The 11,738-nt window shown below is 40.5% G+C and carries 10 protein-coding genes and 1 pseudogene; 6 read left to right on the top strand and 5 right to left on the bottom strand.

The features are described from left to right. Window positions 1–148: 148 nt before the first annotated feature. Window positions 149–658, bottom strand: a complete 510-nt coding sequence (locus HMPREF9420_RS05500; RefSeq protein ID WP_007134500.1) for a toxin-antitoxin system YwqK family antitoxin — start codon at window positions 656–658, stop codon at window positions 149–151. Between the two features lie 395 nt (window positions 659–1,053). After that, window positions 1,054–2,178: an energy transducer TonB gene (locus HMPREF9420_RS05495; protein ID WP_007134499.1), complete on the bottom strand. Its 1,125-nt coding sequence runs from the start codon at window positions 2,176–2,178 to the stop codon at window positions 1,054–1,056. Window positions 2,179–2,446: 268 nt separating this feature from the next. Here HMPREF9420_RS05495 and HMPREF9420_RS05490 point away from each other — a divergent pair, with 268 nt between their 5' ends. Together HMPREF9420_RS05490 and HMPREF9420_RS05485 are read left to right on the top strand one after the other, a co-directional pair. Then, complete coding sequence (locus tag HMPREF9420_RS05490) at window positions 2,447–3,976, top strand: AAA family ATPase (RefSeq protein WP_007134497.1); 1,530 nt, start codon at window positions 2,447–2,449, stop codon at window positions 3,974–3,976. A gap of 72 nt (window positions 3,977–4,048) precedes the next feature. Further along, a complete protein-coding gene (locus HMPREF9420_RS05485; protein ID WP_007134496.1) occupies window positions 4,049–5,578 on the top strand; it encodes a vWA domain-containing protein in 1,530 nt (509 codons plus the stop codon). A gap of 526 nt (window positions 5,579–6,104) precedes the next feature. Here HMPREF9420_RS05485 and rpsO read toward each other — a convergent pair. Then, the gene (gene rpsO, locus HMPREF9420_RS05480; protein WP_007134494.1) at window positions 6,105–6,374 is read right to left on the bottom strand and encodes a 30S ribosomal protein S15; all 270 of its coding nucleotides are present in this window, start codon (window positions 6,372–6,374) and stop codon (window positions 6,105–6,107) included. Between the two features lie 284 nt (window positions 6,375–6,658). Here rpsO and typA point away from each other — a divergent pair, with 284 nt between their 5' ends. The 4 genes from typA to HMPREF9420_RS05460 all read left to right on the top strand — a co-directional run bounded on the left by typA (window position 6,659) and on the right by HMPREF9420_RS05460 (window position 10,393). Then, a complete protein-coding gene (gene typA / locus HMPREF9420_RS05475; RefSeq protein ID WP_007134493.1) occupies window positions 6,659–8,461 on the top strand; it encodes a translational GTPase TypA in 1,803 nt (600 codons plus the stop codon). A gap of 20 nt (window positions 8,462–8,481) precedes the next feature. Then, window positions 8,482–8,700: a hypothetical protein gene (locus tag HMPREF9420_RS05470; protein WP_007134492.1), complete on the top strand. Its 219-nt coding sequence runs from the start codon at window positions 8,482–8,484 to the stop codon at window positions 8,698–8,700. A 95-nt stretch (window positions 8,701–8,795) separates the two neighbouring features. Continuing rightward, entirely contained in the window at window positions 8,796–9,500 is a 705-nt protein-coding gene (locus HMPREF9420_RS05465; protein ID WP_007134491.1) for a porin family protein, read from the top strand. Between the two features lie 14 nt (window positions 9,501–9,514). Beyond that, a complete protein-coding gene (locus HMPREF9420_RS05460) occupies window positions 9,515–10,393 on the top strand; it encodes a FimB/Mfa2 family fimbrial subunit (protein WP_007134490.1) in 879 nt (292 codons plus the stop codon). Window positions 10,394–10,565: 172 nt separating this feature from the next. Here HMPREF9420_RS05460 and HMPREF9420_RS05455 read toward each other — a convergent pair. Then, window positions 10,566–11,052: pseudogene (locus HMPREF9420_RS05455) on the bottom strand (S-ribosylhomocysteine lyase). Further along, a complete protein-coding gene (gene mtnN / locus HMPREF9420_RS05450) occupies window positions 11,045–11,707 on the bottom strand; it encodes a 5'-methylthioadenosine/S-adenosylhomocysteine nucleosidase (protein ID WP_044078784.1) in 663 nt (220 codons plus the stop codon). The pseudogene HMPREF9420_RS05455 and the gene mtnN overlap by 8 nt, the downstream one beginning before the upstream one ends. Window positions 11,708–11,738 lie beyond the last annotated feature (31 nt).

The raw sequence follows: 11,738 nt of genomic DNA, 5'->3' as shown, positions 1-11,738 counted from the left end.
ACTTTCCCTCAATCTTCTTATTTCTTTTTTATGGTATCAAAAAAAGAGTCTGCTTCTCACGAAGCAGACCTTTAATAAAATGTTTATTGTTTAAATAGAGACTTTTGTTTTATATCTAATTACAATTTAAGAGAAGAAATCTTATGAATTACATCAAAACTTTTAGTTCTGCAATTGGACGCTTTTCTATTGTTCCATCCGCATGAGTGATGGTGAAATAGTCATGTAAAGACTTTCCGTTTTTGAACTGAACAACAGCAATTCCGCCTTCACGCATGTGAAGAGTAAAGTAACCTTCGCGCTTGCCTTGCATGTATTTACCATGCCATTTCTCTTTACCATTAGGGTAATATGTTGTTACTTCACCATTAAGAACAGTGTTGGCATCGTTTCCTAAGTCTATAAAGCTGTACTCACCTTCGGCTTTCAATGTTCCATCCATATAGAAATCTTGGAATACATCGCGTTGAGTCACCCCATGATTCTGCTTCATCAATAGTCTGTAATAACTTGCTTGATCATTATTGTTCACAGTAGTTTTGTCTGCAGCATAATAGATAGTGTCTGCTACAACGACTGCATTCTCAGCCACATGTTTGCGAGCATAGCTTGTAATAGTCATCATTGCTACTACTGATATCAAAAGGATTCGTTTCATATTTGTATATTTTTAGGTTGTTTATTCTGTTTCTGCTGCAAATATATAGAAAAGAATTGCGATATCAACCAACTTTTAACACTATTTTATACATATTTTTTTGCGCTAAAATAGTCGTAACTTTAAGATGTGGTTTTAATTTAAAACTTGATTAAAATCAAGTATTTTACTTTCAGTTTAAAAAGTGATTGTTTTGTAATGCCTATTTAAAGGGGGATTTAGGAAAATGCCTTTGTGTGATGATTTGAATCAGATTGTGTTATCGAACACAACTCCTTACAATCTAAAATCTTGTATTTTGTAATATAAATTCAATTTAATTAAAGTGTAAATGTTAATGCCTTGATTTATATCAATTATGATATTAAGGTGCAGATAAAGTTACATAATGAAACTTATTGAAGTCTTATATGTACAGGAATGAAATAGAAGCTTCTCACAACTTTGCCATTTTGCATTGCAGGTGACCATTTAGGCATCTGTCTTAACATAGCAACAATGTTTCTATCTAAGCTTGGTGATACTGCTTTTACAATGGAAATGTGACTCACAGTTCCGTCTTTTTCAATAATCAGTTGTACCAAAGCACGGCCCGAAGTGACCTCTTTATTTATATAAGGTGGCAACAGAAGATTAGATGAAATGTATTGACTGAGTGACTGACCATTTAGAGAGAACGATGCATGCACATCAGTTTGACGATATACTTTCATACTATCTTCAGCCTCGTTATTATCTTCTTGTGTCATTATTGGTGTGCCAATGACTGGTTTACTATTGAGTAGTTTCTTCATCTTCGAAGTCAAAAAGTTCACCCATTGAGCTGTAGTAATCATTGATTGCACTGTTGTTTGATTGTCGCCGCCTACCTCCATGAGGAGCGTTCCATCATTAACGGGCACAGGACCATAGAGCTTTTGTGCATCAAGGGAAATGGCATAATTGCTCAATAAGCCATCTGTCAACGCGTTACTCATATAATAAGATGCGGTGGGATCAGCCAAAATGCTGTTTAGTTTCATAAGTTCTTGTCCTTTCAAAATACGCTGGTTGGGAATGTCATAGACAAATAACTCCAACTGATGTTCCTTGGATTGCGATGAATTTCTTCCCGGTTGAATATTCTTTTCTACACGCATTGAGATATAACGACCTTCATCAAATCCTACATTATGTACGGAATATGTTGCATAACAGAACTTACTATCGTCGGGAATCGTATCAAGTTTCGTTGTCAAAGGTTTACCATAGCGTGATAGTATGACTGGAATTTTCTCGTCAAGTTGTGTGCAACTATCACCTATAAGCGTGTTGATATATTGCAAGAGCACAGGTTGTGCCACATAACACAATCGTTCCGGCCACTCAAAGTCCAAGTCTACGATATTCATTTCGCCTTTATCATTCGTGCAAACGATATGGCGTTTCTCATATCTTATACATGTACTACTCACTGCATTTTGTGCCTTCATACTGCTACTGAGCAGTAAAAGCATCATGAAGAATATTATCTTTTTCATTTTTCCCTTATATTTCAGTTCACAAAGTTATACAAAAAAAATAAGACCTGTCATCACGACAGACCTTATTTCATTACTTACTAAAACTAAATTAACCACTAAAAAAACTAATATCTTTCCTTTCATCGGCAAATATACGACTTATATTTGACTTTTTAATTACCTATATTGCCACAAGATTTGCATTTTTTACGGATAATGACTGATTTGGACAATAAGACGAAATTGTTTACCTTTGCAGTGTCATAGATATAGATAGGTGTATAAAATGAATCAACGTTTTCGACAACTAATTTTACAAATAAGCACGGGACTTTATGAAAGAGAGTCCGAAGTGAGTCTTTCGCTTCTCGCAGCCCTTTCAGGTGAGAGTATTATTCTGCTTGGTCCACCGGGTGTAGCGAAGAGTTTTGTGGCACGAAGATTGGCTTCTGCCTTCCTTCATGCACATACTTTTGAATATCTGATGTCACGTTTTTCTACACCAGATGAAATCTTTGGTCCCGTCTCTATTGCCAAGTTGAAGGCTAACGACACCTATGAGCGTGTCACAACTGGCTATCTTCCCACTGCCAATGTCGTTTTTTTAGATGAGATTTGGAAAGCAGGGCCAGCCATACAAAACACCCTTCTAACGGTCATCAATGAGAAACTCTTTCGCAATGGCAATCGAGAACTGTCGCTTCCACTTAAACTTCTCGTTGCGGCAAGCAATGAATTACCGGCTCGTGGCGAGGGACTTGAGGCGTTATGGGACCGCTTTCTCTTGCGTTTGGAGTGTCAACCTATCAAACAAGAAGCTCACTTCCTTGACCTGCTTCGAAGCACTTCAACCGATACCGACTTTCATCTTTCTGACGAAAGCATCGCTATTCGCAACGAAGAATATGCACAATGGTCACGCCAAATCAATGAAATTCCAATCTGCGACACTGCACTTCAATGCCTTGTTGATATCCGTCGTGCCTTACATACCATAGCCGTTGAGGGCACAGATGAGCGTCGTGACATCTATATTAGCGATAGAAGATGGAAGAAAATCGCCCGACTTGTGCGTACATCTGCCTTTATGCATGATCGTAAAGAGGCCTCTCTTGCAGACTTACTCCCTGTTTATCACTGCCTTTGGCAAGAGCCAGATGAGCGTGATTCCGTGCGACATCTTGTTGTGAAAACAATCTTTATGCAAGACGCTTTGAAACTTGCTACGCTCAAACAACGGCTTGATGAAGATATACGCAACCATAGAATGATAGCCAAATACCGCCGTTCTACAACAACACAGCGTGCTCGTGATGCAAACAAAAAAGCGTATAACAAATTCTATTATCGTCTTCCGACACACGAAACTGGTCGTAGTTTCGTTGTGCTTTCCGACTTTCAGCAACTTCCAGAGATTGGAACAACCGCAGCATCTGGTGTTCTTTATGCCGACTCCCGTAATGAAGAGGTAACTATTATCCGTTGTAATGATGGCAACCGAGTGCCACTTGGCAGTCGGCCTGTAAGCCTTTCACGCGATGATGACCATTTGTTTATCGATGGGGTTGCCTATGCTCTCGAACTCCGTAAAGTCGAAAAGGAGTTTGAACTACCATTAACGGAAGAGCAAGAGTTACAAGATGACTATGCCACAGCACTTGAAACCCTCGGCGAACACGTTGCCGCTATTGAGCGTTCTCTGTCGGATAGTCTTTTTATTAGTGAGGATGATCGACGCGAAATCAAGCACTATCTTGCCGATTTCTATAAAGAAATTGCATTCACACGTCAGGATTTAGCGAAGATAGAGGGTTGATTCATTAAGAAAAGAACCGCTCAAGCATTCATTACGCATTAGAACAAGCAAGTAGATAAAAACGGAAAAGCAATGGCTTCACATTCATTCTATCTGAAACTCCTCTATGATTTTTGTCAAAACGGGCAAGAGCCTGTGGTTTCAAAGGGCATAGATGATGATAAGCCGTGGCTGAAAAAGGATGATCCTCTGCTTGATTTTCTGCTGTCACTCATGCGTGAGCGTCACTATCAACAGCAGATGTTGCACAGTCGTTTGCGTGCCAAGGTGTTTTATTCATCCGTTGGTAAGTTTGTAATGGAGTGTGTTCATTATGAAGATTTCCAGCGAAAGCGTGCGTGGTCTGAATATAACCGCATGGAGAAGGTGCTCGATTGGAGTGCTATCCGCAAGGCCGATAGTAAAGCACTTCATAATCTTCTTGACGACATTTCGGCTCGATATGCTAACTTTGGCTTTGATAAAACCTATTTTGAAAGGCTGATGTTTGATGAAAAACAACAGCAAGAATATTGGGAAAAGCTTGTAAGCGACTGGCGAAAAGCACTTGAACGCAGTCTTGTTCATACGTGTCAAGACTATATTGTGCGCCGAAAAGAAGATTTCGAAAAGGGACTTCGTTTGGTGATGGACCAGGTAACCCGTTACATGCGCACCCATGATGTTGTCGAACAACAGGCTGTTCAGGCTTGGCAAATGATGGATGGACAATGGACCGAGACTGAGTTTGAACGACAAATGAATGTTGTTCGTGTGCAAGATTGCTATCCTCAAATCAAAGAAATCGCCGAACGCATGGGCCGAACTGCTGATAACAATGGGCGTGATAGGCTTGCTGTAGCTTCTGGAGTAAGGCTAAGAATGGAACATTCTAACGGCAGTGATATCGAAGGAATCACTGTAGGTAATGACTTAAATGCCTTGCTTCCTCACGAACTTGCACAGTATAGTGACGATGAAATGAATGATTTGTTCATGCATAAATATGTGACAAAACATCTCCAAACGTTTCGATATAAGAGCGAAATGGCTAATCCTTCACGCAAACTTAGTTTCACTCATGCGGCTCGTCGCGGTCCAATCATCGCATGTATTGATACCTCTGCCAGCATGTATGGTTTGCCCCAGCGCATCACTTCGTCGCTCCTTGCGCTGTTAGAAGACACTGCCGAGCAACTTAATCGTGACTGTTTTCTCATTGATTTCAGTGTTTCTATTCGTCCGATTGACCTGATGCTGTTACGTCGTCAGCGTCAGTTATCAGTGCCAGGTCTGACTAATCACGAGCAACCGAAGGTCGAAAAGGGACATGTTCCGTTTATCGGTGGCGGCACAAGTGCACGAAAACTGCTTGATGAACTATTTAGATTGCTCGATGATGAGCGTGGAAACTATGTCAATGCAGACGTGATTGTGGTGAGCGATTTCCTCATTCCTATGCCTGAAAACCATTATCTGACGCAGCTAAAACGCTATCGTGATACGGGAACAAAGTGCTATGGACTGAGCATTAAGGCTGCCGATGACAATGAATATAATGCTTGGCAACCGCTGTTCGACCATATTTGGGAAATTCGTTATCGTCAATTGAAACGCTATTAAAGTGTTGATGAACTTGGTGGTTGAGGCTTATTGTAAGCTGTTTTTTCTCTTTGTTGGTTGTGGTTGTGCTTATTTTGTAATTTGCTGGTTATTAGATTGTTATGAAAAATAGGGCAAATGGGAAAATGAAAAGATAGAGATTACCACACGATTTCAGTCATTTTACATTGTCATTCCCGTCATTTTACAGGGTCGTTTCTATCATTTTGTTTAATCGTTTGTATTGAAAGTTGCATGGAAGTCAATAATAGAGTAGTATGAATTCCTTTGCTTTGTATTGTTTTTCGTGATTAGATGGATGTTGTTTTCGTTGTAAGCATCAATGATAATCATGTGTTGTGTGATGTGTTTTCATGCAAAGAAAGAGTGATAATGATAGGAAAGTGGATGAAGTCTCCTTGTTGTTTAGATGCAGTTAGGAGGGAGTTGTCTTTTGAAAAGAATGTAAGGGTGGGGGATGATAACAGAAAATCCCGCAACTCTTGCGAGCTACGGGATTACTTATTCTTTCTTTTCGTGATTCGATTTACTTACGTAGACCGAGTGCCTTAACAATAGCACGATAACGATTGATGTCGCGCTTGTAAAGATAATCAAGCAATGCACGACGCTTACCAACAAGTTGTGTCAGTGAACGAGTAGTTACATTGTCTTTACGATTAGTCTTAACATGCTCTGTTAAGTGCTTAATGCGGTAAGTGAACAATGCGATTTGGCTCTCAGCAGAACCTGTGTCAGTGTTTGACTTGCCGTATTGGCCGAAGATTTCTTCCTTTTTTGCTTTGTCTAAATACATAGCTTTAAATAAATGATTAAATGAGTTTGCATCATTACATCCTTCAAGTGTCGTACTGCCTTAATCACAACAGTGACACGATCAAATGCATCAGATTTTCTGAAAATGCTGTGCAAAGGTAGTAATAAAAGTTTAGATAACAGATGAGGCGAAGCTAACTTTTTTCTGATGTAACGTTTTTTAACACGTAACATAACCTATTCATAATCAATATAGAAGCCTACATCAGTTATTTTTTGTAATTTTGCAGCGAATTAGAAATAAGGAAATTTAAGGTAAAACAAATGCAAGACATTAGAAACATTGCAGTAATTGCACACGTAGACCACGGTAAGACGACGCTGGTTGACAAGATGATGTTGGCCGGAAAGCTATTCCGTGACGGGCAGGATAACAGCGGAGAAGTACTCGATTCCAATGATTTGGAGCGCGAACGCGGTATAACGATTCTCTCAAAAAACGTTTCTATTAATTGGAAAGGGACAAAGATTAATATATTGGATACGCCGGGTCACTCTGACTTTGGAGGCGAAGTAGAACGTGTTCTCAATATGGCTGACGGCTGCTTGCTGTTGGTTGATGCCTTCGAAGGACCTATGCCACAAACTCGTTTTGTGCTTCAGAAGGCCTTACAACTTGGATTGAAGCCGATAGTTGTAGTCAACAAGGTCGACAAACCTAACTGTCGTCCAGAAGAAGTGTATGAGATGGTGTTCGACTTGATGTGTGATCTCAACGCCACTGAAGATCAATTAGACTTCCAAGTAGTGTATGGTTCGGCTAAGAATGGTTGGATGTCAGGAGATTGGCAGAAGCCAACGGATAACATAGATTACTTGCTTGACAAGATTGTTGAAATCATTCCTGCACCTAAACACCTTGATGGTACGCCGCAGATGCTGATTACTTCACTTGATTATTCAAGCTATACAGGACGTATTGCAGTAGGTCGTGTTCACCGCGGTGTATTGAAGAATGGTCAGAATATTACGATTTGTCATCGTGACGGCAGTCAGGAGAAGACAAAGATAAAGGAACTTCGTACGTTTGAAGGCATGGGAAGTAAACCTGCCGAGACGGTAGAAAGTGGTGATATTTGTGCGGTAGTAGGACTTGAAAAGTTTGAGATTGGCGACACAATTGCTGATTATGAGAACCCCGAAGCCCTTCCTCCAATTGCTGTTGACGAGCCAACGATGAGCATGCTCTTTACAATTAACGACTCACCTTTCTTTGGTCGGGAAGGTAAATTCTGTACTTCTCGCCACATCAATGACCGATTGAACAAGGAGTTGGAAAAGAACTTGGCACTTCGTGTGCGTCCTTTTGAAGACTCAACTGATAAATGGATTGTCAGCGGTCGAGGCGTTTTGCATCTCTCTGTGCTTGTAGAAACAATGCGTCGCGAGGGTTATGAGCTGCAAGTTGGACAGCCACAGGTTATCTATAAAGAGATAGATGGTGTGAAATGTGAACCTATAGAGGAGTTAACCATTAATGTTCCGCAAGACTATTCAAGTAAGATGGTCGACATGGTAACCCGTCGTAAGGGCGAACTTACAGGCATGGATACCGAAGGCGACCGTGTAAACATCACATTTGAGATTCCATCTCGTGGTATCATTGGCTTGAGAACGAATGTGCTTACAGCGTCACAGGGTGAGGCTATCATGGCTCATCGTTATAAAGAATATCAGCCTTATAAGGGCGAAATCACGCGCCGTACAAACGGATCTATGATTGTTATGGAGACGGGTACAGCCTATGCATACTCTATTGATAAGCTTCAGGATCGTGGAAAGTTCTTTATTGATCCGGGCGAAGAAGTCTATGCTGGTCAGGTTGTGGGTGAACACGTGCATGACAATGACCTTGTTATCAATGTGACGAAGGCCAAGCAGTTGACGAATGTGCGTGCCAGTGGCTCTGATGAAAAGGCTCGTGTGATTCCGAAGACAGTCATGTCGCTTGAAGAATGCCTTGAATATATCAAGGAAGATGAATATGTTGAGGTGACACCGAAGAACATGCGAATGCGTAAAATCTTACTCGATCACCTCGAACGTAAGCGTGCTAATAAGGACTAAACCATTAAATCATAACCATTATGACAGGATTATATATTTTTGTTGCATTGATTGTAGTCGCTCTTCTCGGTTGGGGAATTGCGGAATTAAAGAATCGTTCCATCACATTCGAACATTCAGAAGAGGAGCGAGAAGAGGCAGAACTGCTATATAATGAGCAGAAAGAGCATGGCTTCAAGGAGCAAAATCTAAAAGACCTTTTGGCACATAATAGTACAAAAGGTTATGATGCAATCTAAGAGCTGCGGCTTTTTATCATTATAAAGGCTTAAAATCACAGAATTTTATACAATAAATTCTAACTTAGGGCGTTACATAATAAAAGTTCATTATTATGAAACGCCTCTTTTTTTTATCTTTATTGGCTTTCTTTGTATTGAATGTTTCTGCACAAAAGAAAGTTGGGTCGTTGACAGTTATGCCAAAGGTTGGTCTCTCACTTGCCAATATTTCTCATGGCAATAAGCTTTTTAATGTAACGGGAACAAGCCTTGATGTGCCTTCAAATTATAGGGCAGGATTCACAGGTGGGGCTGAGTTTGAGTATCAATTTCAGTCACAATGTAGTCTTTCTTTAGGTGCTCTTTATTCCCTTCAAGGCTGCCATTACAAAGATGTTAGTAACGAAGTGCATGGGCAGGCAGGCTCATATACAGGCTTTTCTAACACCGCTTTGGGTTTACATTACATTCAGATTCCTGTGTTGGTTGGTATCTATTTGGCAGATGGATTGGCTGTAAAGGCTGGAGTACAACCTTCATTTCTATTAGAGGCAAGGGCGAAATATGATGTCACTAACTTTGTTGTTGGTGCAGATGGCGGTGCCGTTTATGATCCCGCCAAGCATGTAAGTAAGAGTATTAAAGGCCTTTTCGCATCGTCAGATGTAGCGATTCCTGTTGGTATCTCGTATGAATATGCCAATGTTGTGATGGAAGCGCGCTACCTGTTTAGCCTATCTAAAGTAGAAAAGACCTTGGATGCAAAAAATCGTTGCTTTACCTTTACTGTAGGATATAGATTGAATTTATTAAAATAAAAACCTTATTTACCATGAGAAAAGAAATGTTCTGGGGCATTATTCTTGCCCTTTTGGTGGTCGTATCGGCTTGTGAAAAACCTATTTTAGACGGAGGACAAACCAAGAAAAAGGGCTTCCGAGTGAGTGTAACTGTTGGAGTTGGTGAGAAAGCCGTTGCTGGTGCTAAGTCAAGGGCACTTGTAGATATTGATGAGGTGTGTTCATGTTTGAATGCAGCTGTATATAAGGACGGAGTAAAACAAAATGTAATCAACCAAAAAAAGGGTGATAAAAACTTTGGAACACTTAACTTTAATCTTCCAGAGGGTGACTATCTGCTGGTTGTTATCGGTCATAGTGGAACTAAAAATGTCTCTTTGGCGCATGCAGATAAAGTGAAATTTGAAGGAGGATTAACAGATACTTTCCTCTATCATGAGAGTTTGCATGTGAATAGTAATATGGAAACGTCGATAACTCTGGAGCGATGTGTGGCCAAAGTAGAGTTTCATGTCGATGACCCTATCCCCGAAAAGATTACTCATCTGCGCTTTACATACACAGGAGGTAGCAGTACTTTAGATGCAACTCAAGGGGTGGGTTGTGTTAATTCGCATCAGACGGAAGTGAGAACCATTGAGAATGCTGCACATCAAGCAGCCTCGTCATTCTCCATTTACACCTTTCCTAAAGCACAAGAAGGAAAGCTTAAGGTCACTATGACGGCTTTGGGTGCAAATGAAACCATACTGGCTGAACATACATTCACGGCATTGAAGATTGTAAAGAATGGCATTAATCATGTTCGTGGGCTAACCTTTAGCAGTGGAGGACAGCCTACTGCACGCGGAATTAAAGTGAAAGTAGAAGATGCTTGGGCTGTCTCTTTTGATACAGTAGATTGGGATTAAGACCTTTCTCAGGCTCCTATATATAATAAGGTGGAAAGATTTGTGTAATCTTTCCACCTTATTATATTTATACAAAGATACCCTTAGCACCTCAATTCTTTATCATTCGATGATAGAAAAGCCGTTATACGCACGACAAGCTTCTTTTTAATATCATTCACGTGGTGCGTCTTTATTTCTTCTCGGGATAGGTTAGATTTGCTTCTTTGATACATTCTAAGACCTCATGTAAATACTTTGCAGATTCAAAACGAGCCATAGGGAGGTCGTGAAGCAGATAGTTTCCACAGTCCATAGGGGCAGCTCCAGGGATTTCTCCTTGGTATTCAGCCACGAAACGGAATGTTCGTTTCATGAGATCTACAATGTCTTTGCTCTCTAAGTCGCCACGAAGAATGAGATAATTACCCGTTAGGCAGCCCATTGGTCCCCAATAGATGACGCGATCTTTCCATTCATCATCGTTGCGAAGAAAGGTCGCAGCAAGATGTTCTATCGTATGAATTGCACCATTATGGAGTACAGGCTCGCGGTTAGGCTCTTTCATTCTGATGTCGAAAGTGGTAATAGTCTCGCCCCCAACTGTATCTTTTCTACTTACATAAATACCACGAAGCAGTTGCTCATGGTTAATCGTAAGAGCTTGGAATTTTATTCATTTTTATTGTTTGTTTGCTGTTTAATTTGTTCTATAAAATGTCGGGTAACCTCAAAACTCCCCTCAGCTAATTTGTCCCAGAAATCAAAATACATTTGTGCTTTGTTATCTTTCAGTGGTACATCACTGATAATTCTAAAGCTGATGAAAGGTGTTTTAAAGATATAACAGGCTTGAGCGATGCTACAACTTTCCATGTCTATGGCAGTAGCCTCGGGGAAATGAGTCATAATTTCCTGCATCTTCTCGCGTGAATCTACAAACCATTCGCCACTCACGGTTAGTCCTTCGCGGACTTGGATGCCTTCAACTTGCATGTGTATAGCCTTATCCACTAAATCCTTTGGTGCCATATAGCGGGCTGGCATGCCAAGAATCTGTCCATAGTTACAGTTCTCTCCACAGTAAGCATCATGGTAAACGCAAGCATTTGCTACGACAACATCGCCAACGTTTAAACGTGTATCTGCACCCCCAGCACAGCCAGTTGATATAATCAAATCAGGGTGATGATCGGCAATCATCATTGTAGTTCCGACGGCAGAGTTAACCTTTCCGATACCACATTGTTGCAAAATGATATCCTGATCATTTTGAAATACTTTCTTAAGTTGCTCGAACTCTTTGTCCATTGCAACAATAATACCTATCTTCATGCTTGTTATTTGTTTGTTTGCAAAGGTAATA

The organism is Segatella salivae DSM 15606 (genome assembly GCF_000185845.1).
GTDB lineage: Bacteria > Bacteroidota > Bacteroidia > Bacteroidales > Bacteroidaceae > Prevotella > Prevotella salivae.
The sequence above is the reverse complement of the archived record's forward strand: the minus strand, read 5'-3'. Positions and strand labels throughout refer to the sequence as shown.

Coding starts and splice junctions, on each gene's coding strand:
- HMPREF9420_RS05500 (WP_007134500.1), bottom strand. CDS start 658: ATGAAACGAATCCTTTTGATATCAGTAGTAGCAATGATGACTATTACA.
- HMPREF9420_RS05495 (WP_007134499.1), bottom strand. CDS start 2,178: ATGAAAAAGATAATATTCTTCATGATGCTTTTACTGCTCAGTAGCAGT.
- HMPREF9420_RS05490 (WP_007134497.1), top strand. CDS start 2,447: ATGAATCAACGTTTTCGACAACTAATTTTACAAATAAGCACGGGACTT.
- HMPREF9420_RS05485 (WP_007134496.1), top strand. CDS start 4,049: ATGGCTTCACATTCATTCTATCTGAAACTCCTCTATGATTTTTGTCAA.
- rpsO (WP_007134494.1), bottom strand. CDS start 6,374: ATGTATTTAGACAAAGCAAAAAAGGAAGAAATCTTCGGCCAATACGGC.
- typA (WP_007134493.1), top strand. CDS start 6,659: ATGCAAGACATTAGAAACATTGCAGTAATTGCACACGTAGACCACGGT.
- HMPREF9420_RS05470 (WP_007134492.1), top strand. CDS start 8,482: ATGACAGGATTATATATTTTTGTTGCATTGATTGTAGTCGCTCTTCTC.
- HMPREF9420_RS05465 (WP_007134491.1), top strand. CDS start 8,796: ATGAAACGCCTCTTTTTTTTATCTTTATTGGCTTTCTTTGTATTGAAT.
- HMPREF9420_RS05460 (WP_007134490.1), top strand. CDS start 9,515: ATGAGAAAAGAAATGTTCTGGGGCATTATTCTTGCCCTTTTGGTGGTC.
- mtnN (WP_044078784.1), bottom strand. CDS start 11,707: ATGAAGATAGGTATTATTGTTGCAATGGACAAAGAGTTCGAGCAACTT.